This window comes from [Clostridium] celerecrescens 18A, from assembly GCF_002797975.1.
GTDB lineage: Bacteria > Bacillota > Clostridia > Lachnospirales > Lachnospiraceae > Lacrimispora > Lacrimispora celerecrescens.
In genome coordinates this window covers 2,757,269-2,783,918 of record NZ_PGET01000001.1, presented here as the reverse complement: position 1 = coordinate 2,783,918, position 26,650 = coordinate 2,757,269, and the positions used below count along the sequence as shown (strand labels likewise).

The following is a 26,650-nucleotide window of genomic DNA, read 5'->3' as shown; positions in this document are numbered from 1 at the left end:
CATCCGCTCCTTTTCTAATAGTCATATTTTTATGACTATGTCATAATCATATGCCTACTTGTAAAGCATATCTTACTGTCGTACTATTATATAGCAAAGAAAAACAGCAGTCAATCCCTACGAACATGGAGGATAATCGAGTGAAAGAAGTTTATGAATTTTTAAAAAAGTGTGAAACATATTATATTGCAACCATGGATGGCGACCAGCCAAGGGTCCGTCCATTTGGAACAGTGGACATTTTTGAAGACAGACTCTATATTCAAACCGGCAAGATCAAAAATGTTTCAAAACAGATACATACGAATCCGAAAATTGAAATCTGCGGAATAGCCGGTGATAAGTGGATTCGTATCGAAGCTGTGGCTGTTGAGGATGACCGGAATGAAGCGAGGCAGCATATGTTAGACACCTATCCTATGTTAAAAAGGATGTACGCAGCAGATGATGGCAATACCGAGGTCTTTTATTTAAAAGAAGCCACTGCAACGATCGCATCGGTTACGGATAAGCCCGAGATAATTAAATTTTAACTACAAGGGAGCGAAGCGGATTGTGAATCACCGTTAGATCAGCATACGTGGATACCGCCTTGTGCATGCCTGGCTATTATTTTACCAAGCATACACAAGGCGGTGTTTTTTATTGGAAACAGGTTCCGTCCTCCGCTGAGAAGAGAGAGGTATGGAACTTTAGTTCCAGCATTTCTTGCAGCCAAAGCAATCCAGGCATTCCATGTAATGCATATTGGCACACTCCCAGTCCACCACATGGAACCAGTTTTGAATGTATGCTTCCCTGTCATTGTAATGCATTAAATAATAGGCATGTTCCCAAACGTCTATGGTAAGTACCGGACAAAGGTTTTGGACAATAGGAGTATCCTGATTTGCTGTGGTTATGATTTGAAGTTTGCAGTTTTGGTCTACAGTCAGCCATGCATATCCGGAACCAAAAACAGACAGTGCCTTTTCCTTAAACTCATAAAAAAAGGCCTCTACACACCCGAATTCAGCCACAATTGCATCATAGAGCTTTCCGGCCTGACAGCGTGTTTCAGAGTTTGACATGCCGTTAAAATAAAAGATATGATTGAAAACGCCGCCTCCGTTATTCCGTATGGATTGCCGAATATCTTTTTTCAGACAGTCTACATTGCAGAGCAGCCTTTCCAGTGACCAGCTATGCAGGTCCGGACAGTCTTTAAGGGCTTTGTTAAGGTTGTTCACATAGGTTTGTAAGTGCCTGTCATGATGGAGACACATGGTCAGTGCGTCGATGCACGGCTCCAGCGCATCGTAAGCATATGGAAGGGGAGGATTTACAAATGGATAATGCTCGTTCATTCGATAGGTTCCATTTCTGTCATTTGTATAAATATATTCAGAAAATATTAGCATGTGAGGGTAAAAACCAATTTGTTATTTTTTTATTTCACTGTTTGTCTGAAAATTGGTGGATAACTATCCTTGTTTCCTCTTTGCTTCTCACTTCTATCCCGGAAGAAGTTCCGGAAAATGGAAAAGTTTAGAAAATAATAAGAATTTTATACTTAAAAAAGTTATATCAGCCCGCTATAATAAAGAAAAAAGAAGTGTCAAGCACAGGAGGGAAACGGGCATGGACAGATTTAAGAGCAAAGTGGAAGAAACAGACGAAGCAGCAGAAATGGAGCAAATGTCTGATGAAGTCTTTGATAAAGAGTTAGAAAACCTTATGGAAGAGGAAAATAACGGCAAAAAGAAGAAAAAGAAGGGCTCAAGAAAAAAATGGAGCAAAAAGAGAAAGATCATAACCATTGGAGCAGCGGCCATTGGGGCTTTTTTTATTGCCTTTAAAGTTCTTGCAGGGAGCGGCGGCGGAGCATTACCGGTAACTGTTTCACCTCTGGCCAAGGGAGAGGTGGTTGATATGCTGTCAGTCAGCGGCCCCGTCCAGGGAACGGACAGCGTGGAAGTAGTATCCAATCTTCATGCGGAGATCCTGGAGCTTCCGGTAAAGGAAGGGGACAGGGTAGAAAAAGGGCAGGTTCTGGCATTGCTCGATGACAAGGATGCAAAAAAGGAAGTGGACATTGCCCAGAACGCCTATGATCTGGCTGTCAGCACCTATCAGGATAAGCAGCTGGAAGCAGAGAACGGATATGCAAAAGCAAAACAGGATTTAGAGACAGCCAAGGCCAATTATAACCGGACACTGGCTCTATACCAGGGAGGAAGCGCTTCCCAGGTGGAGCTTGAAACTGCTTCTAATACTATGAATGATGCGCAGAGGGAAATAAGTACATACACGTTAAAGAACGGAAAACCTGTGGCAAACGAGTCCTACGCCCTGCAGATCGAGAAAGAGGCCTTTGAACTGGGACAGAAGAAGGAAGCGCTTACCAATACCAAAGTTACCAGCCCTATTGCAGGAACCGTAGTAAGAGTAAACTGCAAGGTAGGCCGTTTTGCGGATAAAACCGACGATGACAAACCCATGTTCATTATCAACAACCTGGATGTACTGGAGATGAAGATCAATGTCAGCGAGTATTCCATCGGAAAGGTAGCCATCGGGCAGCCGGTGGAAATCAGCGCCGATATTTTAAGCGGTGAAACCGCAAGAGGTGAGGTAACCGCCATTTCACCAACCGGCGAGGAGAAGGGGAATGGTTCCACGGAGAGAGTCATCCCGACCACCATACGGATCATTGATCAAAATACCCGGTTGATCGCAGGCATTACTGCCAAGGCAAAGATAGAGCTTCGAAAGGCAGAAAATGTATGGGTTGTCCCGATTTCCGCTGTTGTCCAGCAGCCGGATGGCAGCATAGCGATCGCTTGTGTGAAGGATAACATCGTATCATTCATTCCGGTGAAAACCGGGGTGGAGAGTGACATCCAGGCGGAAGTCATTCCAGAGGAAGAAGGGGCCTTAACAGAAGGGTTGCAGATAATCGATGCACCGTCCTCCATGATTACAGAAGGAATGACAGTAACCGTAATTCCGCCGGTTCAGTAAGGGGGAGGCAGTATGTGGAAAAAGAAAGATAAGCTTCCCGCCTGCGTAACAGAAAATGTTCGGGAAGATCTGATAAAGCTGGTGGATGTGGTGAAGGTTTATGATACCGGATCCATTAAAGTACTTGGTTTAAAGCGGGTGAACTTAACCATTAAGCGAGGAGAATTTGTTGCCATCATGGGGCAGTCAGGCTCGGGAAAATCAACGCTTATGAATATTTTAGGATGCCTGGACCGGCCCACCATGGGACATTATTATCTTGACGGCATTGATACGGCAGAACTTTCTGCTGATGACTTATCGGCGATCAGAAACCGCAAGATAGGATTTGTATTCCAGTCCTTTAACTTAATTGCAAGGACTTCTGCGTTAAAGAATGTGGAGCTTCCCATGACTTATGCCCATATTTCCAAAAAGACAAGGGAAGAACGTGCCTTAATGCTTTTGGAACGGGTGGGCCTTGGAAAAAGATACGAGCATATGCCCAATGAGCTATCCGGCGGACAGCGGCAGAGGGTAGCCATTGCCAGGGCTTTGGCCAATGAGCCGCCTCTCATTATGGCTGATGAGCCTACGGGCAACCTGGATACCGCTTCCTCCGTGGAGATCATGGAGCTGTTCTCCCAGCTTCACCGGGAAGGCGCAACTGTGGTTCTGGTAACCCATGAAGAGAATATTGCTGCATTTGCAGGGCGTATCATACGGTTTCGGGATGGGAAGCTGGTCAGCGATTTACCAAATGTCCCTCAAGGCCAGGGACAGAAGGAGGCTGCTAAAACAGAGAAAGAGGGGGCGCCATGCTGATAGAAAATATGAGTATGGCGCTTCACGCCATACGATCCAATAAGATGAGGTCCTTTTTGACCATGCTGGGTATCATCATTGGTATTGGAGCAGTAATTGCAATTGTATCTGTGGGTGACAGTATGAGAAACTTATTTTCCGATGCCTATAAGGATGTGGGCTTTAACCGGGCCGTTATCATGGTATCCTGGGATGTAACAGATTTCCGCATGTCGGATTATTTTACCAGGGATGAGATGGACCGGGTCAGGGACGTTTACCAGGATAAAATTCAGTATATTGACAGCGATGCCAGCACCGAGGCTGAGGCCGTCAATGGGCGCAGGAAGGTAAAGTATCAGTTCCAGGGAATTGACTCCAATTATTCCGATGTTCAGCCGCTGGATATTATTTACGGCAGAGCCCTCAATACGGCTGACATAAAAGGAGCGGCAAATCACGTGGTTCTGGAGGATAAGGGGGCAGTGCAGCTGTTCGGTACGGCCGATTGTGTGGGAAGAACCTTCCGCATGACCATAAATAAGGACACTCAGGAATACATGGTTGTGGGGGTCTATCATAAGGATATTTCTCCCATGATGGCCATGCTTATGGGAAACGGGCAGACGCAGTCAGGATTTCTGCCATATACGATTCTCACAAAATCCAATGATTACTTTCAGGACTTAAATTTTTATGTCCGGGATGGAGTGGATGTGAAAGCATTCCTTGCAGAACTCACCCGGTACGTGGCAAAATTAAAGGGCCGTCCGGAATCAGAGATCCGGACCATGTCAGTGGTAGAGCAAATGGGGAGCGTGGATACCGGTCTTTCCGCCATGGCGGCAGCGGTAGGTGGAATTGCTGCCATCTCTTTGCTGGTAGGCGGAATCGGAATTATGAATATTATGATGGTTTCTGTCACAGAGCGGACGAGGGAGATCGGGATCCGAAAGGCCCTGGGCGCAAAGACAAGAGACATTATGATCCAGTTTTTAACGGAATCTGCTTTTATGTCGGCCTGTGGAGGGATTATCGGCATCTTTCTTGGAGTAGGACTCGTTAAAGCAGGAGGAGCCGCCTTTCAGATGGCGGTGGTCGTCAGGCCCTCTGTGGTGGTTATGGCTGTTGGTTTCTCGGCCCTTGTGGGTATTTTCTTTGGTCTTTATCCGGCTTCCAAGGCAGCGAAAAAGGATCCCATTGAAGCGTTAAGATATGAATAGGAGGGGAGAACATCATGCTGCTGGAAAATATGAGTATGGCAATTCATGCCATTAAGGCCAACAAGATGCGGTCCTTTCTGACCATGCTTGGAATCATTATAGGCATTGGGTCTGTCATTGCCATTGTGTCCATTGGTGATACCATGCGGTTTATGGTATCTGATCTCTATAAGAATGCGGGAGTAACCCTTGCCTATGTCTACGTCTGGCCAAAGGACGGCGGGGATATGAGGGATAGCGATTACTTTACTCTTGATGAAATGGACCGGCTGGAAGAAGTGTTCGGAGATGAAATCAGTTACATTGACAGCAATGCCAGAACAAATGCAGAAGCCGTTGTTGGCCGCAATAAAGTCAAGTACCAGTTTGAAGGTATTTTTTCCAATTACCCTCAGGTCCAGAAGATCAATATTATCTATGGCCGTAATCTAAACGAAGCCGATGTTAAAGGAAGAAAGAACAATGTTGTACTGGAGGCAAAGGGAGCAAAAGAGCTTTTTGGCACGGAAAATGCAGTGGGAAAGACTTTCCGCACCACCATTTATGGCAATACGGACGATTATAATGTAGTCGGAGTCTACAGAGAGGACTTAAATCCCTTTGAGGCGATGATGGCGGGAACCAACGCTACCAGGGCCGGATATGTACCGGATTCCTTATTGACCTGGCCCAATGATAACATTTACGGTCTGCGTCTCTATGCAAAAGAAGGAACTGATATGAATGTGTTTTCTGAAATGATTACTTCCTATCTGGCAAAGACCAAGAACCGGAACAAGGAGGATGTCACCTTCTATTCTGTGTCCAGTGAAATGGGAAGTGCGGACACTATAATGGGGGGCTTATCTGCTGCTGTAGGTGGAATCGCAGCCATCTCCCTGTTAGTTGGAGGGATCGGAATCATGAACATCATGCTGGTATCCGTTACGGAACGGACCCGGGAAATAGGGATTCGTAAGGCCTTAGGTGCAAAAACAAGGGATGTTTTGATCCAGTTTTTGACGGAATCCGCAATACTTTCCGCTCTGGGCGGAATCCTGGGAGTAGCGGTTGGCGGGGGGCTTGTGCTGGCTGGAGGAGCGCTGTTTGGCATGAAGGTGGTCATAAAGCCGACGGTCATCCTGGTAGCTGTGGGATTTTCGGCTTTGGTAGGCTTATTTTTTGGTATTTATCCTGCTTCCAAGGCGGCAAAGGCAGATCCTATTGACGCCCTGAGGTATGAATAAAAGAGCGCAGCACATCCGCTGCGCTCTTTCATTCATAACAGATGTGACCCGCAGGTTTCTGACTCCGCCGGAATCATTCATGAAAAACCAGGAATGATATAAAATAATAAAAATTCCTTAAACGGCTCGCAAAGTAAACGGTTCTATGATATAATAGGGTGATATCTTATGGTTTAGTGAGGGAACTATATGCTTAGTGAAGAAAAAATAAAGATCATGACCAGCCTTGCAATGTTTGAAAAACACGAAGGAAAAAGGATATTTCCCATCAACCGGTACTTTAAAAGTGATTACATCAGCAGTAAGCTGTTCCGTTCTTTTTTCAGCTATACCCTGAGCTTTGTTTTATGTCTGGTTTTATGGGAATTATATGATATGGAACAGTTGATGAATACCATGGAACTGAAGGGCCTGACGGCAGCCGGAATGCGAATTGGACTGGTTTATCTCGTTGGACTGATCATTTACCTTGGAATCAGTGCTGCTGTATATATGAAGCGATACGAATATGCCAGCCGTGGTACAAAGGTATATCTGGCAAAATTAAAAAGGCTGGACAAGCGGTATGAGGGAAACACCAGACCTTTAAAACGAACTAAGGGAGGACGGACATCATGATGAGCCTTCTTGTATTTAAAGAACGATTGAAAGAGTTTTATGCCAGGTTTGAGATTTATATAACGCCTGTAATCAAGTTTCTGTTCAGCCTCCTGGCGTTTTCTCTGATGAATAAGAATATTGGCTTTATGACAAAGCTAACGGAGCCATACATTCCATTAGTATTGGCACTGGTATGCTCTTTTTTGCCCTATGGAGCCATCTCCTTTCTGGCGGCATGCTTTATGCTTGCCCATCTGTCGGGAATTTCCCTTGAGATCACTCTGGTCATGGCTGTTTTTATTGTGGTGGCAGGACTTCTTTATTACGGATTCCAGCCGGGTGACAGTTATCTGCTGGTGCTGACCCCGGTATTTTTCCTGTTAAAGATCCCTTATGCGATCCCTTTGATCGTAGGACTTTCAGGGAGTGCCATATCTGTGATACCGGTAAGCTGCGGTGTATTTATTTATTATACGCTTTTATATGTGAAACAGAACGCAGGAGTGCTGACCAACGATATGTCGGTGGATGAAATCGTTAAATTCATGCAGCTCATGAAGGTCCTGCTGTCTAATAAGCTGATGCTTGTGATGGTTATAGCGTTTGCCCTTTCTCTTGTGGTGGTGGCGGTTACCCGCAATTTATCCATGGATTATTCCTGGATCATTGCCATTGTGGCAGGTACCATTGCACAGCTCGGCGTGATTTTTGTCGGAGATATCGTTGCAGATGTATCGGTATCGGTTATCGGGCTCCTGGTGGGAATCTTGTTTTCCATTGTAATTGCAGGAATTTATACATTTTTTGTCTTTGCAGTGGATTACTCCAGGACAGAATACGTACAATTTGAAGATGATGATTATTATTATTACGTCAAGGCAGTTCCAAAGCTGACAGTCAGCGCACCTGACGTGAAAGTTCAGAAAATCAATGCCAGAAAGCTCCAAAGGCCGCAGAGGTAGGAAGCGCCCTACGGGCATACCTTTACACCCGGTAACGCGTGGTGGGTTCTGCCCAAAAAGCATGGGCAGTGATAAGGAAAAGAAAGGGAGGTGGAGAAAATAGCAGATTTTTTAGACGGAATGTACTCCTGGGTATCGTTCCTGCCCAGAATATCAAAAACAAACTTAGTTGAAATTATTATCATAGCCGTTCTGCTGTATGAACTGCTGACCTGGATCATGAATACAAGAGCATGGACATTATTAAAAGGAATTATTGTGATCCTTCTTTTTTATCTCTTTGCATATGTATTCCGGCTGGATAATATTTTTTGGATTCTCAATAAAATTGCTACGCCGGCTGTTACCATGGCGATTGTGATCTTTCAGCCAGAGCTTCGGAAGGCTCTGGAGCAGTTAGGAAGTAAGAATCCCTTTACAGGGATTCTCACCTTTGATGACGGCAGGGATAATTCCGGTTTTACGGATAAAACCATAAACGAGGTGGTAAAAGCTACTTTTGAAATGGCGAGGGTCAAGACCGGGGCACTCATGGTAATCGAAAGAGGGGACTCTTTAAAGGAGATCGAACGAACTGGAATAGAAGTGGGAGGAGTTGTAAGCAGCCAGCTTATTATTAACATCTTTGAGCATAATACACCTCTTCACGACGGGGCGGTGGTAATCCGCGGAAACCGTGTTGCAGCGGCTACCTGTTACCTTCCTCTGTCCGATAATATGAGCATCAGCAAGGATTTAGGTACAAGACACAGGGCCGCAGTAGGTGTCAGCGAAGTTAGCGACAGCATTACCATTGTGGTATCGGAAGAAACCGGGCGTGTGACGGTGGCTTTAGAAGGCGGCCTTAGGAAGATTGCGGATGCGGATATGCTCCGGTCTGTCCTAGCAGGTGTAAAACAGGCGGAAGAGGAAGGAAGCAGATTCAGGATTTTGAAGGGAAGGCGTAAGAATGAAGGAAAAGCTGTTAAATAATCTTGGGCTGAAGCTCTCGTCTCTGGTGCTTGCCTTTGCAGTATGGATGGCTGTTGTCAACATTTCCAATCCCATCATTGACGATTCCCAGATGGTTACGGTCGAGGTGCGCAATGAGGACGTGCTGGAGTCTGCCAATTTGACCTATGAAATTGTGGGAAAGGATGCGGTAACAGTCAGTTATCAGGTGAGAACAAGAGACCGTTCCCTGGTGAGGGCTTCGGACTTTCATGCCTATGTTGATTTAAAGGACTATAACGTGACTGGAGCCATTCCAATCACTGTGGAAATTAATAAAGATAAAGAAAACCTTGTAAAGAGCGACACCATCACGGCTAAGCCGATGGTGATCCGAATCAGAACGGAAGAGCTTCAGCGCAAGAAGTTTGATCTTCAGGTTCAGACCAAAGGAATTCAGGAGGACGGGTATGAACTGGGAATGATCACCCTTTCACCGGATTATGTGACAGTGGAAGGTCCTGAATCCCAGATCGGACAGATCAACCATATGGGAATCGAAATCGATGTGGATAATGCCAATGCAGATGTAAAGGGAGTGGCTAATCCTGTCTTTTATGATGCCAACGGCAACAAGATGCAGGAACTGGAAGATAAGGTAACTGTCAACAGGCATGAAATCGAATATACGGTATCCGTGCTAAAGGCAAAAAATCTTACGATCAACTTTGAGGTTTCAGGGGATGTGGCAAAAGGATACCGGTATACGGGATTGGAATCCAACATTAAATCTGTGCCGGTGGTAGGTACGAATTCCCTTCTTGCCTCTTTGACCAGCATATCTGTTTCTTCGGATAAGCTGAATATTGACGGTGCCACCTCTGATAAGGTGGTTCAGCTGGATTTAAGCCAGTATCTGCCGCCGAATACCTCTATTGCAGGGGAGGAATATAAGAATGTAACCGTGAAACTGAAGGTAGAACCTTTGACTACCAGGGTATTCACTTTAAAACTGAAGAATCTGGATAAGAAGGGTGCAGAAGCTGATTACGATTACAGTTTTGATAAAGAAACTTCTGATGTTACGGTAAAAGGGCTCAAAGCAGATTTGGATGCCTTGACGGAAGAGAGCTTGAATGCAGTTCTTGACGTAACGGACCAGGAGGCTGGCCCTCATCCCGGAATGGTGACATTTGAGGTTTCAGGAGGATTTGAAGTGGTTGGTTATACACCTTTCAATGTGACGGTAGCCCATAAGAATCCTGGCCCCGGAACGGATGAAAGTACAACAGCCACTTCTGCGGAAGTGCCTGAGTCACAATGATAATGTTTGATGAAGGAATGGAGGGAGGGATTTCAGTATGGTTAGTGCTAAAGTTGTTATAAAGAATCCTACGGGTCTGCACCTAAGGCCGGCAGGGATTCTTTGTAAGGAAGCCATGAACTTTAATTCTTCGGTGAGTTTTCGATTTAAGAACACCACCGCCAATGCGAAAAGCGTGCTTAGCGTATTGGGTGCCTGCGTAAAAAGCGGGGATGAGATTACTTTTGTCTGTGAGGGAGCAGATGAGGAGGAAGCTCTGGCAACCATGGTCAAGGCTGTTGAAGAAGGTCTTGGCGAATAGATAAAAGATCTAGTAATTAATAAGGAGGCTAATTATGTTTAAAGGAACAAGTGCATCTGCGGGAATCGGTATTGGGAAGGCCGTTAACGTGGAAGAAGCAGAACTTAAGATCAGGAAAGTGGCAATAACAGATCCGGAGGCTGAAAAGGCCCGCTTTCAGGCGGCAGTTAAACAGGCTATGGAAGAGACCGGTCTTCTGGCACAGGATCTGGCAACAAAAGTGGGAGAAAAGGAAGCGGAGATTTTAAATGGTCATTTATTGCTCCTTTCTGATCCGATGCTGACAGGTGAGATCGAAAATTCCATAACAGGGGAGAGTGTTAACAGCGAATATGCGGTTGAAACGGTATGCAATACCTATGCCGATATGTTTGCAGCTATGGGAGATGAACTCATGCAGCAGAGAGCAACAGACATGCATGATATCAAAACCCGTGTGCAGAAGATACTTATGGGAGTAAGCTCTGTGGATATTTCCGCCCTGCCGGAAGGAAGCGTAATCGTTGCAAGAGATTTAACCCCTTCCATGACAGCCGGGATCAATCCGGAAAAGGTAGTAGGTATTGTCACAGAACTGGGAGGAAAGACATCCCACAGCGCGATTCTCGCCAGAGCCCTGGAAATACCTGCAGTGGTTGCCATTGATGGATTTTTAAGCCAGGTATCTGATGGAGATGATATGATACTGGATGGTTCTCAGGGAATTGTCATCGTAAATCCGGAAGATTCGTTAAAAACGGAGTATGCCGTAAAAAGAGAAGCCTTTTTAAAGGAAAAGAAGGAACTGGAGCAATACATCGGGAAGCCTACCGTGACAAAGGATGGAACGACCATAGAATTGGTAGCCAATATCGGTAAGCCTGAGGATGTGGAAAAGGTTCTTCATTATGATGGGGAAGGAATCGGACTGTTCCGTACGGAATTTTTGTTTATGGACCGTACCTCAATGCCAACAGAGGATGAGCAGTTTGAAGCTTACCGGAAGGTTGCGGTTGCTATGAACGGCAAGCCTGTGATTATCCGGACGCTGGATATCGGTGGAGATAAGGAAATCCCATATATGGGCCTTGAAAAGGACGAAAATCCATTTTTGGGTTACAGGGCGATCCGCTTCTGCCTGGACCGTAAGGAAGATGTGTACAAGCCTCAGCTGCGGGCCCTTTTAAGAGCCAGCGCATATGGCAACATCCGCATCATGGTTCCCATGGTGACCTGTCTGGAAGAGTTCAGAGAAGCAAAGGCACTTGTTGAAGAGCTTAAGAAAGAATTTGACGAAAAGGGAATTGTCTATAAACAGGATATTCAGGTGGGAATCATGGTGGAGACGGCTGCCGCTTCTTTGATGGCGGATGCGTTTGCCAAGGAAGTTGATTTCTTCAGCATCGGAACCAATGACCTGACCCAGTACACCATGTCTGTGGACAGGGGAAATGATAAGGTATCCTATCTGTATTCTCCGTTAAATCCTGCAGTTTTAAGAAGCATCCGCCATGTTATTGAATGCGGACGCAGAGAAGGGATTATGGTCGGGATGTGCGGGGAGGCCGCCAGCGATCCCATGATCATCCCCCTGCTTCTGGCATTTGGCTTAAATGAGTTCAGTATGAGTGCGTCGGCTATCTTAAACGCCAGAAAGCTGATCACCGGCTACAGCATAAAGGATCTGCAGGCAGTGGCAGATAAGGCAATGTCCTATTCCACTGTAAAAGAGGTAGAAGATTATATGAGAGAGTTCATTAGCCATATATAATGGACGACCAAAGGGGAAGTGCGGCTGTCGCCTGGCGGCGGCTGCCTTTTTTCCATATAAGACGGCGTTTCTATTATTTGCAAAAGGGGATATTTTGTGATGAGTGTTTATCTGATCAGCTATGGAGCGTCTTTTTTGTTTGCAAGAGCAGGTTTCTACTGGCTGTCTGGTATTATTTTAATACTGGCAGCTCTTTTCCTGTATTGGCGGGATTACCGCCGAACCGAGAATATCATTCATTTAAGGGGGTTGTTTTCTCTGTTCTGGGTAGGAGGAGAAGGCATCGCCTGTTTAAAGCTCTCAGAGCTTTCTTTTGACTGGAATATTATTACGTGGCTCTGCTTTCTGGTAGCATTCCTGGGTTTTTGGGTCACCTTTGAGTTTTTTGCAAAGCTTCAGGGAGAATCAGGAGGGCAGCGTTCCAGCTGGTTCAGCTTTAAAGGCTATGAAAGGCCTCTGTTTCTATCTATGGTTTTTGTCACCTTTGTATCCCTTGCCGGTTTTATCGTTGAGGCGGCGGTGCTGGGGTTCATACCCTTCTTTGTGAAAGGAGTGCCTCATGCTTACTCTACGTTCCACATAACAGGAATTCACTATTTCACTGTATCCTGCGTGCTGGTGCCTGCGCTGTCGGTCCTTTATTTTTGCATAGAACAAGGGAGGAACGGCTTAAGGCTAATTCTGGCTATACTTATGGATGTCATCGCATGTTTGATTCCGATTTTATGCGTGTCCAGGTTCCAGCTGATCCTTTCTGTGGGATTGGCAGTTCTCACCTATATTGCGATGGAGCACAGGCTGAAGATCGTTTATGGGGCGGGCCTGGCGATCGGCATGATCCCCATTTATGTGATCCTGACCATTGCAAGAGGCCATGATGTCTCCTACTTAAATGACATATTCCAGATGAAAAACAGTCAGATGCCCATATTTATCACCCAGCCTTATATGTACATTGCAAACAACTACGACAATTTTAACTGTCTGGTGGAGTGGCTTCCGTCCCATACCTTTGGTCTTCGGATGCTCTTTCCCTTATGGGCGCTTACAGGGCTTAAATTCCTTGTCCCGGCTCTTGTGGATTTTCCCATCTATGTGACAAAAGAGGAATTGACTACGGTTACCTTGTTTTATGATTCCTTTTATGATTTCGGCATTGTGGGTGTTCTGCTTTTTGGATGTATTCTTGGCGGAGTTGCATTTTTCCTGATGAGGATGGTAAAGCGTATCCGCAATCCCATCGGCTATCTGTTCTATGCCCAATTTGCCATGTATATGATCCTTTCCTTTTTCACGACCTGGTTCAGCAATCCCTCCACCTGGTTTTATTTTGGAATGACAGGGATTTTATTCGCTTTCTGTTCGTGGAAGAACAATGGAAGACATGGATGACATGAATGACAATTGAAAAAAGCTCCTGGAAAAATCCGGGAGCTTTTTTATTTGGTAAGATATAAAGTCAAACTTTTGGTGTGCCGGAAGGTTCTTTTTCCTCCTTGGTAAGAGCGATGGCAGGGAGTTTTTTCTTTTTGCGCCGGCGGAAGAAGATAATGGCAGAGGCAACGGCTGCAATGGGGAACCAGAATGGGATAGTAGTAATGATACCGATCGTAAGGTTTAACACGACGTTCTTAAAAAGCTTAAGATTGCTTGTAAATCCATTGCTTATGCGGGTTCCGGCTGATTCCGGGGCAATGGGAGTAAATGTGGTGACCTCCCTGATACTTAAGGAAACCGTACTGTAATCCACCTGATTGTCATAAAGTCTGAGCTGGGATTCCATGGATTCCAGCTGATAGCGTATCTCGGAAAGCCTCTGCTGAAGGGTGATGACAGTATCAATTGATTCTGCTTTTTCAAGGAATTCCCATAGCTTTTCCTGCTCTATTTCCAGAGATTTCTTTCTGCTTTCCAGATCGCTGTACTGTAGCGTGACATCCTGGGTTGATTCAGATTTATTCGTGACATTTCCGTTTGTTTCTACTGATTCAATAAAGCTGTCGATTTGGTTTACAGGAACCCGGACGGTCATATTGGCAAATCTTGGATCCGGATTTCCCATGCGATCCTGGCTGCTGCCTGACATGTCGGACTGTTCCACATACCCGCCAAGCTGTGTGATTTTGGTCTGAAGGTTTGAAAGAAGTGTTTCAAACTCATTTGTTTCCACGTTCATGGATATGTTCCGTATAAGCTTTCTTCCGGCCGGAAGCATCTGGCTGCCTCCGGTTTCGCTTGCCAGTGATGTCTCTGGCTTTTCCCCCGTCTCATTTTCATACCGGCTGTCTGCGCTAACCGAGTCATTTATCTCTGCAGGCATAGCAACTCCATAATCTGATGCGGCGTTCTGGGCCGTTGCTGCGGACTTGCTTGAGCATGCACTTAAGCAGAGAACGAACAGAAGAGACGGAATAAATCCCCATTTTCTTATTCTCATGGAACCCCTCCTTTTATCAGCATATTTCTAAGAATGATGTGATATCCTTAGAATAGCATGACGCCCTGACCATTTCAACAAAGGCAGAGGAAGCTTAAGAAAAACTTATATATTTACACGTTCTTTTACAGCTTCTGATGGAGAAACGTGATAGTGTTTTTTATAGGCTCTGAAAAACGTTGAGTAGTTTTTAAAACCGCTGGCAAAACATGCTTCGGTAACCGGCATTCCTGCTCTTAAAAGGTCCCTTGCCAAAGTCAGACGTTTTTCCGTGATATAATCAAACAGAGTGTAGCCGGTTTCTCCTTTAAATACATGCATCAGGTGATAGCGGCTGATATAACAGGCCTCTGCAATTGTATCTACGGTTATCTCCTCCGTTAAGTGATTGTTGATGTAGTCCATAATGCTTAAAATCCGCCGGTCACCGGTGGAAGGGGGCAGGTATTGTACCCGGTTGGCCAGAGATGCCCTGTTTAACTGGATCATGAATTCCAGAAAAACCACCTGACAGTACAAATCCCTTGCATATCCGTCATGGGTACAGGCATACTCCAGATTCGCCAATATGCGGTATAAGTCGCTCTTTTCCATGGAATGAATCCGCAGGACGTGGGAACGAAGCTCTTTCGATTTCTGGAAGCAGGTACTCAAATCATAGCTGTCTGACCGGTAAGCAAGTAAGAAGCCGGGGGAAAGATAGACGATGATCCTTTCATAAGGCACCGAGGGGTCGATGTCAGGCTTATGAATATCATTATGGCGGACCAATATGATGTCATAAGGCTTCAGCTTATAGGCACATCCTTCTATCCGGTAAGTCACGGATCCCCGGATGAATATGATGATTTTATCAAAATCATGATAATGGTATTCAAAATCCTGCTTTTTTGTATCAGTCAGATGAAACAGCCGGAAATCACTGTTTAAATATCCCCGCTTTTCGTAGTTGTCCATGTCAATCTTATTCCTCCTGTATGCTGCCTTTTATAATACAACATAATTTGCAATAAAAAAAGCATTATATTGATGGAAATGATAAATAGTGCTGTATATAATGGTATATATAAAACAAATGTGCATGAACAGAAGGAAGACAAGAATGAAAATAGTCGTGTTGGCGGGCGGTTACAGCCCGGAAAGAGAAGTCTCATTATCTTCAGGTGCGATGATCACAAACGCTCTGATAAAAAGCGGACATGAGGTTTACCTGCTGGATTCTTATCTGGGAGTTGCTGACGGAGAAGCTGTCTGCTTTAAAAGCCTGAAAGATGGTACAGACCTTTCCTGGGAAATTGGAAGAAAGGTTCCGGAGCTTGACCGTTTGAGGAAAGAGCGAAAGGGAGAAGGATATATAGGAAACCGGGTCATTGATATCTGCAGGCTGGCAGATGTAGTATTTCTGGCCCTGCATGGAGGTGCGGGAGAAAACGGACAGATACAAGCCGTTTTTGATGCCTATGGTATTTCCTATACCGGGACTGGTTATGAAGGGTGTTTAAAAGCCATGGATAAGCCTATGGCAAAACTCCTGATGAAAGCTTCAGGCATATCAACCCCGGATTGGCGCCTTTATACGAGAGGAGAGACTTTAGAACCGTTTTCATTTCCATGTGTGGTAAAGCCATGCGGCTGCGGGTCCAGCGTAGGTATTACCATGGTGGATAAAGAGGAACAATGGGAACAGGCCCTTGATTCTGCTTTTGCCTATGAAGACCGGATACTGGCGGAAGTAAAAATTACCGGCAGGGAATTTTCTGTAGGAATCCTGGGAGAAAGGGCCCTTCCCTCAATCGAGATCATACCAAAGTCAGGGTTTTATGATTATGAAAATAAGTATCAGGCAGGCAAGACAGAAGAGATCTGCCCGGCAAGGCTGGCAGAGAAAGAGGAGGAGGCCTTAGGCTTTATGGCATTAAAGGTCCACCGCGCTCTGGGGCTTGGCTATTATTCCAGGGTGGATTTTATCATGGAGGAAGATGGCAGTCTATACTGTCTGGAGGCCAATACGCTGCCGGGAATGACGCCTTTCAGTCTTCTTCCGCAGGAGGCTGAGGCTGCCGGAATTTCGTATTATGAATTGTGTGAGGATATTGCAAGACACGGGAAAGGAGTTTTATCATGAATATCACATTGGAAAAATACCATGGACTGGGCAATGATTATCTGATCTTTGATCCCAATAAAAATGAATTGGAGCTGACAGAGGAAAGTGTCCGGCTGATCTGCAACAGGAATTTTGGTGTAGGATCTGACGGGCTTTTGGTAGGTCCAATTCTGGGTCAGGATAAGCTGGAGCTTAAGATTTTAAACCCTGATGGAAGCGAAGCAGAGTTAAGCGGCAACGGAGTCCGGATCTTTGGAAAATACTTAAAGGATGCCGGATACGTGCAGAAAAACCGCTTTATTGTCAATACATTAAGCGGGCAGCAGACAATCCAGTACTTAAATGAGACCGGGACCAAAATAAAGGTATCCATGGGAAAACTAAGCTTTTACAGCGATGAAATTCCTGTGACAGGGCCGAGGCGGGAGGTACTGAATGAAACCATGATGTTTGGTAGCATCCCTTACCGGGTTACCTGTGTGACCATAGGCAATCCTCACTGCGTCATCTGGCTGAATGACATATCAAAGGAACTGGCCTGCAGGATCGGAAAGCATTCAGAAACAGCCGATTATTTCCCGGAAAAGATTAATACGGAGCTTTTGAAGGTTGTGGACAGGACTAATATTGAAATTGAGATTTACGAACGGGGAGCAGGATATACCCTTGCATCGGGAACCAGCGGCTGCGCGGCGGCTGGAGCGGCGTACCGCATGGGGCTTACAGATCCCAAGATGTACGTGCACATGCCGGGAGGCGTGCTTGAGGTGGAGATTGAAACGGATGGCAGCGTGTTGATGACAGGGGAAGTCGGTTACGTAGGAAGATTCACCCTTTCTCATGAAATGACGGAGGAGCTTCGGGCACTCCGGTAATGAAATAAAATAGATTTGTAAAAAAACAGGCACGACGATCACCGTAAACTCAGAGCAGGAGGGAACTGCCCTGTCTGGGATAAACGGAGGATCGTAGTGCCTCTTTCATGTTCCTGTTTCATGATCTGGGGCTGAACCGGTTGACGGAAATAGCGTTTTCATACTATAATATTACAATAATTTATATGGTCGCAGATAATGTGATGCAGGAGAGGCGGGGGCTTATGAATCTTATGTCGGCTGAAAATGAAGAAGCCGGTATTTACATAGTTAACCAGGATTACAGAATCATTTATCTCAATGATGCGGCTAAATCATATTATCCGGATTTTAGAGAAGGTATGTACTGTTATCAAGGGGTTGGGAAAGGACTGGAACCCTGTAAGGACTGTCCTGGCACAGGGGGAAAATCCGGGCATGCGATATTATATAATTCCGCCTCAGAGCTTTGGATGGATGTATCCTCTGGCACAATTGACTGGCCGGGACACGACGGATGCAAGCTCATCATGTTCCGGCCGGTGGCTGAAAAGAATAAGAATCTTTTTTATCATCTGACGGACAACACTGTTTATGATGAGCTTTTTGAATTGAATCTGGCGGCAAATTCCTATAGGATCCTGTTTCACCAGAAAGATAAGTTCAGGATTCCAAAACTGGAAGGACAGTTAGATGCCATGTGTATGGAGGTGGCGGATTTTATGATTCATCCGGAAGACAGGGAGAGGTTCCTGGAATTCTGGGATGGGCATACTCTGCTGGACCGCCTGCATGCCAATGGTAAGATCATTAAGGGTGAATTCCGCAGGCTGCTGGTGGGCGGAAATTATTGCTGGACCAGTGTCATCGCTGTTTTGTTCCGGTGCGGGGAATGTGCGGATCCTATTATCATGAGTTATGCCCAGGATGTTGATATAAGAAAGAAACAAGAAGAGGAAGAAAAGAAAAAGCTTAAGGAAAAGCGGGAAGAAACGGATTCCATGACAGGGCTTTTCCGATATGGTCCTTTTTTTGAGAAAGCGGATCAGCTTTTAAAAGCTCAATCCGGAACAAGATATTTTATGGTGGCCATTGACATTGAGCATTTTAAGCTTTTTAACGAATGGTATGGGGAAGAGGAAGGGGACCGCTTCCTGATAAAGATCGGAAAATATTTGAAGTCCCTGGAACTGCTGTATGGCTCCATTGCAGGGTATATGGGAGGCGACGACTTTGTCGTCATCCTTCCGGAAGATATCTCCATTTTAAAAAACCTGGAAGGTGAGATCAATTACTATGCCAGACAATATGGAGGAAATGCAGGGTTTCTTCCGGCATTTGGTGTCTACCGGATCGAGGACCGCAGCCTTTCAGTCAGTATGATGTACGACAGGGCAGCGATCGCACTGAACTCCGTAAAGGGCAATTATGCCAAGAGAATCGGCTGGTATGACCCTGGCATGAAACAGAAGATGGAAAATGATCAGATCCTTCTCTCGGAAATTCAGAGCGCCCTGGAAAAGAAGGAGTTTATATTTTACGTTCAGCCTCAGTGCAATATGCTTACAGGTAAGATCATCGGTCTGGAATCTCTGGTAAGGTGGAAGCATCCTTTACGTGGGCTGATCTCTCCCGGAAAGTTTATACCGCTTTTGGAGCAGAATGGATTTATCACTTATCTGGATATTTATATCTGGGAGATGGTATGCAGACAGTTAAACAGCTGGGGGAAGGCCGGGAAAAAGCTGATACCCATTTCCGTCAATATGTCCCGCATGGATATTTATGCCATAGATGTTGTGGAGAAATTCAAGGAATTGGTGGACAGATACGACATCGATCCAAGATACTTGGAAATCGAGATTACGGAAAGTGCCTATGCAGAGGATGATGATAAGATGCAAAGGGTACTGGAGGACCTGCGCAGGGCAGGCTTTCCGGTGTTTATGGATGATTTTGGAAGCGGTTACTCCTCACTTAACATGCTAAAGGATGTCAATGTTGATGTCATTAAGATCGACACCAAATTCCTGGATATGAATGAGAACAGCCAGAGCCGAGGAATGGGAATTTTAGAGACCATTGTGAGAATGGCAAGGGTCATGCAGATGAAGATCATTGCGGAAGGGGTCGAAACAAAGGATCAGGTAGACTTTTTAAGAAATATCGGCTGTATTTACGGGCAGGGATATTATTATTATAAGCCGCTTCCCGTGGAAGAAGCGGAGCAGCTCCTGATGCAGGAGGATCACGTGGATTACGGGGGGATCCAGGCCCGCCAGTTGGGGCAGCTGAAACTGGAGGACTTATTTAATGAGAACATTACCAGTGAGGCGATGTTAAATAACATGCTTGGAGCAATCGCCCTGTATGAAGTGTATGAGGACCGGTGCGAGGTGCTCCGGGTAAATCAGGAATATTACCGCATCACAGGCGATAATCCGGGGGATATGGAAGACCGCAGGTGGTTTCTCTTAAACCGGACTTATAAAGATGACAGAGACTGGGTTTTGAATATATTTGAGAACGCATACAGCAACCCGATCCGGGGAGGGGAAGGTATTTTCCGGCAGTACCGCCTAAGCGGGGAACTGATGTGGGTGCACCTTCGGGTATTCTTTTTAAGGGAACAGGATGAACACCGTCTATACTATGGGGCGGTAAGGGATGCGACTGAGCAGATGGAGCAGCGCCAGATGCTTGAGGATTCCCAGAAAATATTGGGAGATGTGCTGAGGCTTTCCGGGAGAGACCTTTCTTTTGAGAGGCTGCCTGACCGTCATGCCGCCGTTTCCATGATGGAGACTTATGTGATGCGCCGCCGCTTCCAGCCCTCTGCTCTGGTTTTGTTTGAGATCCTGGGACCGGAAGATATAAGCAGAAAAGGCTGTAAGGCAGAAAAACCGATTTTTGCACCTTACGTGGACATCTTAAAGCGCTTTTTCAGAGAAGATGATATCATCTGCCTGAATGGTGTATATGAAGCAATGGTACTATGCAAAAATATCCGGAGCAGTGATATGGAACATAAGCTTAAGCGGGTAGCGAATGCTTTAACCCGGGAACTTAAGGGAAATGAGAAAGATCCTCTGTTTTGGATCAATACCGCCTTCGCCGTGATCGAGGCGCAGGAGAAGAATTTTGAAAATTGCTGTGATAAGGCAAGATTGGCTCTGGTACAGTCCAGTAAGCTTTCAGATAGAGAAAGTGTGAAATTGGAATAGACCGCTTCCAGCACTTGTGATACAATGAGCGCAAGAGAGAAGATAAAATCACTTCAGGGAAAGGAATAAGATTATGATAGCAGACAAGATGAGACCCCTTGTAGAAAACAATTCCGCCATCCGTGCCATGTTTGAAGAAGGAAAGAAGATGGCTGCCGTATACGGCAGGGAGAATGTCTATGATTTCAGCCTGGGTAATCCCAATGTGCCGGCTCCTCCGGCGGTAAACCAGGCCATTCTTGATATTATCAGGGAAGAGGAAACCACTTTCATCCATGGATACATGAGCAATGCAGGATTTGAGGATGCGAGAGATGCAGTTGCTCAGTCCTTAAACAGGCGGTTTGGGACTCGTTTTCGTCTGGAGAATATCCTTATGACCGTTGGAGCGGCCAGCGGCATGAACGTCATATTAAAAACCATATTGGATCCCGGCGATGAAGTGGTGGTGTTTGCACCGTATTTTATGGAATACGGTTCTTATGTCCGGAATTATGACGGCGTGCTTGTGACGATACCACCGGATAAGTCCAGCTTTCAACCTGATTTAAAGGAGTTTGAACGTCGGATCACTTCTAAGACAAAGGCAGTGATCATCAATACTCCCAATAATCCTACGGGTGTGGTTTATTCTGCGGTAACTCTCCGGGAGATCGCAGGCATCCTTAAGAAAAAGGAGACAGAGCTTGGTACCCAGATTGTGCTGATCTCTGATGAACCTTACCGGGAACTGGCTTATGACTGTGTGGAGGTTCCTTATGTCACACCGTTTTATCATAATACCATTGTCTGCTATTCCTATAGTAAATCATTATCCCTGCCTGGGGAACGGATCGGATATCTGGTAATTCCTGATGAAGTGGAGGATTCCCCTAAGGTCATAGCTGCTGCTGCAGTTGCCAACCGTGTGCTGGGCTGTGTCAATGCACCTTCCCTTATGCAGCGGGTGATCGTCCGCTGTGTGGATAGCCAGGTAAATCTGGAAGCCTATAACAGGAACAGGGAGCTTCTCTATCACCGTTTAAAGGAATATGGGTTTGACTGCATCAAACCGGAAGGAGCTTTTTACCTATTTGTAAAATCTCCTGTTGATGATAAGGAATTCTGCCAGTCCTGCAAAGAGCACCGGGTACTTCTGGTGCCTGGATCTTCCTTTGCATGTCCGGGCTATGTAAGGATCGCTTATTGCGTATCCTATGAGCAGATTGAACGCTCTCTGCCTGCATTTAAGAAGATAGCAGAGGAGTATGGTCTTACAGGAAAAAGGGAGGAAGCATAATGAAGCCATGGGAAGCCAACATCCGAAGAATTGCCCCTTATGTACCTGGGGAGCAGCCAAAAGGAGAGAAGTTAATTAAGTTAAATACCAATGAAAATCCCTATCCGCCGTCTCCCGGTGTTAAGCAGGCTTTGGCCCAGATGGATTGTGACCTGCTCCGCAAATATCCGGATCCGGCTGCCACAGTTCTTATTAAAGCCCTTTCAAATGCATATGAGATAGAAGAGGACCGGATTTTCGTAGGTGTAGGTTCTGATGATGTGATCGCTGTAGCTTTCATGACCTTTTTCAATTCCGGGAAACCTCTCCTGTTTCCTGATGTGAGCTATTCCTTTTATAAGGTTTGGGCGGATTTATTCCGGATTCCGTATGAAACACCTGCTCTTGATGAGGAATTTTGTATCCAGAAGGAAGATTATTACAGGGAAAATGGGGGAATCATATTCCCGAATCCCAACGCGCCCACTGGTCTTCTTATGCCCCTTTCCGAAGTAGAGGATATCATAGCCCATAACCAGGAGTCAGTGGTGATTGTGGACGAAGCCTACATTGATTTCGGCGGAGAAAGCGCCATAAAGCTGATTGAAAAATATGAAAACCTCCTGGTGGTGCAGACCTTCAGCAAATCCCATTCCATGGCTGGAATGAGAATCGGTTGTGCTTACGGACATCCGGATCTGATCCGTGCGTTAAATGATGTGAAGTATTCCTTCAATTCCTATACCATGAATATTCCTTCCCTGGTTTTGGGAGCAAAAGCCCTTGAAGATGATAAATATTTTAAGGAAACCCTGGATAAGATCATATACACAAGGGAACAGGCCAAGAAAAGGCTTGGGGAACTTGGATTTACTTTCCCGGATTCCATGGCTAACTTCATCTTTGCCTCTCATAAAGAACGCAGGGCAGAGGAGATCTACAAGGCTCTCCGGGAAAACGATATTTATGTCAGGTATTTTAATCAGCCAAGGCTTGACAATCACTTGCGTATTTCCATAGGAACAGAGGAAGAGATGGAGGCACTGTACGCTTTTTTAAAAGAATTTCTTTAGATTTTTTTCGATTGCCAGGAAGTCTTTTAGGTAGTATCATATAATGGGTGATTAAAATGGAAAAAGTTAGTAAGTATTGCAGACTGATTCTCAATATTGTTATACCGATTTTATTTGTATACTTGATTTGCGTATGGGGACCGAGGATTTTAAATTTCTTCCTTCCCTTTGTCATTGGCTGGATCATTGCGGTCATTGCAAATCCTCTGGTTCGCTTCCTGGAGAAACATTTGAAGATTGTCAGGAAACACAGTTCTGTACTCATCGTAGTTGCAGTGCTGGCCCTTATTATCACGGTGCTTTATTTCCTGATCTCTAAGCTGGTATATGAAGCGTCCGGATTTGCAAGAGATATTCCCAAATATTATGAATCAGCCTGGATCGAGACCCAGAAGCTGCTTTTACAGGCTGATAGGCTTTTGCAGTTTTTGCCTCAGAACATTCAAGATTCTGTGAACCAGTTTTTTACCCATATGGGCGAATATTTAAATGTGATGGTTCAGAAGATCGCTTCTCCTACGGTGACGGTGGCGGGAAATGTGGTAAAGAGCATCCCGGCAGCCTTAGTTTATACCATAGTAACGATTTTTTCATCCTATCTGTTTATTGTGGACCGGGATAGGATTATGGAAGTGCTTCGCCGGTATATGCCGGAGGGAGGGACGAAATATTACCAGTATCTTAAAAAAGATGCAAAGCGTTTGGTTAGCGGTTATTTTCTAGCTCAGTTTAAAATCATGTTTATCATTGCTGCAGTTTTGGCGGCGGGATTTCTGGTATTGGGAGTAAAATATGCGCTGCTTCTTGCAGTTATTATAGCGCTCCTTGACTTTCTTCCGATATTAGGAACCGGTACCATCCTGATTCCATGGGCATTGGTCCGTCTTGTTGCAGGTGAGTATCCCTTTGGTGTTGGCCTGGTGGTCATCTATGTTCTGACCCTGGTATTAAGACAGGTCATACAGCCAAAAATCGTAGGGGACACCATGGGACTTGACCCCCTCATGACGCTGCTGTTTTTATATTTGGGATTTAAGATCAGTGGGATTGCCGGTATGATTTTAGCGGTGCCCATTGGTATGCTGTTTTTAAATCTATATGAATTCGGAGCCTTTGATTCTATTATTAACAGCGTGAAAACATTGATCCATGATATGAATGCGTTTCGCAGGGGACCGGATTAAATCACCCTGTGGGCATACGGTATGCCAGAAAAGCATGAACAGGAAAGAGGAAATGATGAATAAGAATACGAAGATAAGAATAGCCTTATGTCTTGTTGCCGGACTTATGACTTTAAAAGCCACGGCTGTGCCAAAGGAAGGATTTTCTGCGGAGGCATGGAAGCTGGAAAACGGACAATATGTGGATGCCTCTGGTATTCCCATCGCAGGTGCGCTGGAAAAAGGAATTACCGTATCAAAGTACCAGAACCGCCAGAATGGCTTAACCGGCGGAATCGATTGGAAGAAAGTGGCTCAGGATGGGATTTCCTTTGCTATGGTGCGGATCGGTTATCTAAATGACATGGATCCTTATTATTCCATAAATATGGCAGGAGCAGCGTCTGGCGGGCTTAAGACCGGCGTGTTTTTCTATACCCAGGCTCTTGATACCCAGACTGCTGTAGAGGAAGCCAGGTATGTACTCCGGATGGTGAAGGATTACCAGATTTCCTATCCGATTGCATACGATGTGGAATCCCAGTACCTGCTTGACAATCATTTATCAAAGCAGCAGATTACGGATAATATCAATGCATTCTGTAAAACCATTTCAGACGCAGGATACCGGCCGGTGGTTTATGCCAATAACAAATGGCTTACCAATTACATTGATATAAACCAGATCCCGTATGATGTCTGGTATGCAAGATACGGTTCCATCAACAATTATAAGAACCGTACCATTTGGCAGTGTACGGACCAGGGAAGAGTGGAGGGAATCGATGGTGATGTGACCATTGAGTTTTCCTTTGCGGATTACAGTGCACTGATTCCTTCAGAAGGCTGGAAGAATATTGACGGAAACCAGTATTATACTAAAAATTATATAAAGCAGACTGGTTGGATCCAGGTGGGAGGCACCTGGTATTATCTTGATTCCAATGGTATCATGATTCATGATACGACTATGGATATAGACGGAGTTACCTATACCTTTGGCTCTGACGGAGCCATGGTTCAGTGACCGGATTAATGGAGTTTTGACGTGAAGACAGAAAATAATTTAGATACGGATCAAATAAAAGGACTGGTATGGAGACTGGCGATTCCCTCCATGCTGGCCCAGTTTGTTAGTGTTTTTTACAGCATTGTAGACCGGATGTACATAGGAAACATCGCCGGAATAGGCGAGATTGCTTTGGCAGGAGTAGGAATCTGCGGCCCAATTGTGACCATGATTTCTTCTGTTGCATTTTTAGTAGGAGTAGGCGGCTCCCCCTTAATGAGTATCCGTATGGGAGAGAAAAACCATCGGGCAGCCAGCCAGATCCTTGCAAACTGTTTTTTACTTTTAACGATTTTATCAGTAGCAATCACCGTTCTTTCCTTTATGGTAAAGGGGAGGCTTTTGATGTGGTTTGGGGCCAGTGAGGCCACCTTTTTTTATGCCAATGATTACATTACCATATACTTGCTTGGCACTATTTTTGCCCTTTTGTCTACAGGAATGAACCAGTTCATCATTTGTCAGGGCTTTGCAAAGGTCGGTATGAAGTCGGTCCTTTTGGGAGCCGTATGCAATATCATTCTGGACCCGGTCTTTATGTTTGCGTTTGGTCTGGAAGTAAGGGGAGCTGCAATCGCCACGGTATTGTCTCAGATGGCTTCCTGCATCTATGTGCTAAGGTTTCTGTTTGGAAACAAGCCCCCGATCCGGATCACCTTTCGCAATTACGACTGGCAGGTTATGAAGCGTGTTCTGGTGCTTGGCCTAAGCCCATTCCTTATTATCGCTTTTGATAATATTTTGATCATATCCCTAAATATGATGATCCAGCGTTTTGGCGGAGAGGGCCAGGGAGACATGCTCCTTACCTGCATGACCATAGTGCAGAGCTTTATGTTAATGGTTACTATGCCTCTTGGGGGAATTACCGGCGGAACCCAGACCATCTTAGGCTATAATTACGGTGCAGGAAGGCCTGACCGGATTAAGAAGGCTAGCCTTCATATTTCAGGTCTGGCCCTTGGTTTTACTACTATAATGTTTATCCTTGCTCATACGGTTCCTAAGTATTTCGTCCTCATCTTTACGAAGAATGAGGCTTACGTGGAACTGACCGTATGGGCAATTAAGATTTATACCATGGGAATCATACCTCTTGCCCTGCAGTATGCAGTTGTTGACGGATTTGTGGGGATGGGAGTCGCAAAAGTCGCAATTTCCCTTTCCATGTTCCGTAAGGTGATATTTTTAGGCGGAGCTGCACTGATTCCAATCTGGTTTGGAATCGACAAGATATTTTATACGGAACCAGTTTCAGATTTTATCAGCGTAGCCGTGTCTCTGACTGTGACTTTTTTGGTATATGACCGGGTCATTAGTAAAAATGGGGCGCAAAACAAAGGAACTTAAGGATGGAGGTCAT

At 45.3% G+C, this 26,650-nt stretch carries 23 protein-coding genes; 20 read left to right on the top strand and 3 right to left on the bottom strand.

The window, feature by feature from the left end; all coding sequences use genetic code 11:
• The first annotated feature begins 125 nt into the window (after nucleotides 1-125).
• Nucleotides 126-533, top strand: a complete 408-nt coding sequence (locus H171_RS12835; protein ID WP_408645636.1) for a pyridoxamine 5'-phosphate oxidase family protein — start codon at nucleotides 126-128, stop codon at nucleotides 531-533.
• 159 nt (nucleotides 534-692) lie between these two features.
• On the opposite strand, the gene H171_RS12830 is transcribed toward H171_RS12835, so the two are convergent.
• On the bottom strand, nucleotides 693-1,346 hold the full coding sequence (locus tag H171_RS12830; protein WP_100305502.1) for a superoxide dismutase: 654 nt from the start codon (nucleotides 1,344-1,346) through the stop codon (nucleotides 693-695).
• 274 nt (nucleotides 1,347-1,620) lie between these two features.
• Between H171_RS12830 and H171_RS12820 the strand changes: the two genes are divergently transcribed.
• The 11 genes from H171_RS12820 (at nucleotide 1,621) to H171_RS12770 (ending at nucleotide 13,494) form a co-directional block, all read left to right on the top strand.
• Nucleotides 1,621-3,003: an efflux RND transporter periplasmic adaptor subunit gene (locus tag H171_RS12820; protein ID WP_100305500.1), complete on the top strand. Its 1,383-nt coding sequence runs from the start codon at nucleotides 1,621-1,623 to the stop codon at nucleotides 3,001-3,003.
• A 12-nt stretch (nucleotides 3,004-3,015) separates the two neighbouring features.
• Nucleotides 3,016-3,807 carry an ABC transporter ATP-binding protein gene (locus H171_RS12815; protein ID WP_100305499.1) on the top strand — a complete coding sequence of 264 codons (792 nt, stop codon included), beginning with the start codon at nucleotides 3,016-3,018 and terminating at the stop codon, nucleotides 3,805-3,807.
• Complete coding sequence (locus H171_RS12810; protein WP_100305498.1) at nucleotides 3,801-5,009, top strand: ABC transporter permease; 1,209 nt, start codon at nucleotides 3,801-3,803, stop codon at nucleotides 5,007-5,009. The genes H171_RS12815 and H171_RS12810 overlap by 7 nt, the downstream gene beginning before the upstream one ends.
• A 14-nt stretch (nucleotides 5,010-5,023) precedes the next feature.
• The gene (locus H171_RS12805; protein WP_100305497.1) at nucleotides 5,024-6,235 is read left to right on the top strand and encodes an ABC transporter permease; all 1,212 of its coding nucleotides are present in this window, start codon (nucleotides 5,024-5,026) and stop codon (nucleotides 6,233-6,235) included.
• A 189-nt stretch (nucleotides 6,236-6,424) separates the two neighbouring features.
• A complete protein-coding gene (locus H171_RS12800) occupies nucleotides 6,425-6,853 on the top strand; it encodes a hypothetical protein (RefSeq protein ID WP_100305496.1) in 429 nt (142 codons plus the stop codon).
• Nucleotides 6,850-7,797 (top strand): ABC transporter permease, encoded by a 948-nt coding sequence (locus H171_RS12795; protein WP_100305495.1) that lies wholly within the window; start codon nucleotides 6,850-6,852, stop codon nucleotides 7,795-7,797. The genes H171_RS12800 and H171_RS12795 overlap by 4 nt, the downstream gene beginning before the upstream one ends.
• 99 nt (nucleotides 7,798-7,896) lie before the next feature.
• On the top strand, nucleotides 7,897-8,769 hold the full coding sequence (gene cdaA, locus H171_RS12790; protein WP_100307515.1) for a diadenylate cyclase CdaA: 873 nt from the start codon (nucleotides 7,897-7,899) through the stop codon (nucleotides 8,767-8,769).
• A complete protein-coding gene (locus H171_RS12785; RefSeq protein ID WP_100305494.1) occupies nucleotides 8,747-10,051 on the top strand; it encodes a CdaR family protein in 1,305 nt (434 codons plus the stop codon). The genes cdaA and H171_RS12785 overlap by 23 nt, the downstream gene beginning before the upstream one ends.
• A 37-nt stretch (nucleotides 10,052-10,088) precedes the next feature.
• A complete protein-coding gene (locus H171_RS12780; RefSeq protein ID WP_025232049.1) occupies nucleotides 10,089-10,352 on the top strand; it encodes an HPr family phosphocarrier protein in 264 nt (87 codons plus the stop codon).
• 34 nt (nucleotides 10,353-10,386) lie between these two features.
• Nucleotides 10,387-12,102: a phosphoenolpyruvate--protein phosphotransferase gene (gene ptsP, locus H171_RS12775; protein ID WP_100305493.1), complete on the top strand. Its 1,716-nt coding sequence runs from the start codon at nucleotides 10,387-10,389 to the stop codon at nucleotides 12,100-12,102.
• A gap of 99 nt (nucleotides 12,103-12,201) precedes the next feature.
• Nucleotides 12,202-13,494: an O-antigen polymerase gene (locus H171_RS12770; protein WP_100305492.1), complete on the top strand. Its 1,293-nt coding sequence runs from the start codon at nucleotides 12,202-12,204 to the stop codon at nucleotides 13,492-13,494.
• A gap of 67 nt (nucleotides 13,495-13,561) precedes the next feature.
• On the opposite strand, the gene H171_RS12765 is transcribed toward H171_RS12770, so the two are convergent.
• Nucleotides 13,562-14,539, bottom strand: a complete 978-nt coding sequence (locus H171_RS12765; protein WP_100305491.1) for a DUF4349 domain-containing protein — start codon at nucleotides 14,537-14,539, stop codon at nucleotides 13,562-13,564.
• A 105-nt stretch (nucleotides 14,540-14,644) separates the two neighbouring features.
• On the bottom strand, nucleotides 14,645-15,496 hold the full coding sequence (locus H171_RS12760) for a helix-turn-helix domain-containing protein (protein ID WP_100305490.1): 852 nt from the start codon (nucleotides 15,494-15,496) through the stop codon (nucleotides 14,645-14,647).
• A 145-nt stretch (nucleotides 15,497-15,641) separates the two neighbouring features.
• On the opposite strand from H171_RS12760, the gene H171_RS12755 reads away from it, so the two are divergent.
• From H171_RS12755 to H171_RS12720, 8 genes are all read left to right on the top strand, one after another.
• Complete coding sequence (locus tag H171_RS12755; RefSeq protein WP_100305489.1) at nucleotides 15,642-16,664, top strand: D-alanine--D-alanine ligase family protein; 1,023 nt, start codon at nucleotides 15,642-15,644, stop codon at nucleotides 16,662-16,664.
• On the top strand, nucleotides 16,661-17,521 hold the full coding sequence (gene dapF / locus H171_RS12750) for a diaminopimelate epimerase (RefSeq protein WP_100305488.1): 861 nt from the start codon (nucleotides 16,661-16,663) through the stop codon (nucleotides 17,519-17,521). Before H171_RS12755 ends, dapF begins: the two co-directional genes overlap by 4 nt.
• A 224-nt stretch (nucleotides 17,522-17,745) precedes the next feature.
• On the top strand, nucleotides 17,746-20,724 hold the full coding sequence (locus H171_RS12745) for an EAL domain-containing protein (RefSeq protein ID WP_100307514.1): 2,979 nt from the start codon (nucleotides 17,746-17,748) through the stop codon (nucleotides 20,722-20,724).
• 73 nt (nucleotides 20,725-20,797) lie between these two features.
• Complete coding sequence (locus H171_RS12740) at nucleotides 20,798-22,003, top strand: pyridoxal phosphate-dependent aminotransferase (RefSeq protein WP_100305487.1); 1,206 nt, start codon at nucleotides 20,798-20,800, stop codon at nucleotides 22,001-22,003.
• Nucleotides 22,003-23,055 (top strand): histidinol-phosphate transaminase, encoded by a 1,053-nt coding sequence (hisC, locus tag H171_RS12735; RefSeq protein ID WP_100305486.1) that lies wholly within the window; start codon nucleotides 22,003-22,005, stop codon nucleotides 23,053-23,055. Before H171_RS12740 ends, hisC begins: the two co-directional genes overlap by 1 nt.
• 56 nt (nucleotides 23,056-23,111) lie before the next feature.
• The gene (gene ytvI, locus H171_RS12730) at nucleotides 23,112-24,239 is read left to right on the top strand and encodes a sporulation integral membrane protein YtvI (protein WP_100305485.1); all 1,128 of its coding nucleotides are present in this window, start codon (nucleotides 23,112-23,114) and stop codon (nucleotides 24,237-24,239) included.
• 55 nt (nucleotides 24,240-24,294) lie between these two features.
• A complete protein-coding gene (locus H171_RS12725; RefSeq protein WP_100305484.1) occupies nucleotides 24,295-25,245 on the top strand; it encodes a glycoside hydrolase family 25 protein in 951 nt (316 codons plus the stop codon).
• Between the two features lie 21 nt (nucleotides 25,246-25,266).
• Nucleotides 25,267-26,637 (top strand): MATE family efflux transporter, encoded by a 1,371-nt coding sequence (locus H171_RS12720; protein WP_100305483.1) that lies wholly within the window; start codon nucleotides 25,267-25,269, stop codon nucleotides 26,635-26,637.
• The last annotated feature ends 13 nt before the right edge of the window (nucleotides 26,638-26,650 follow it).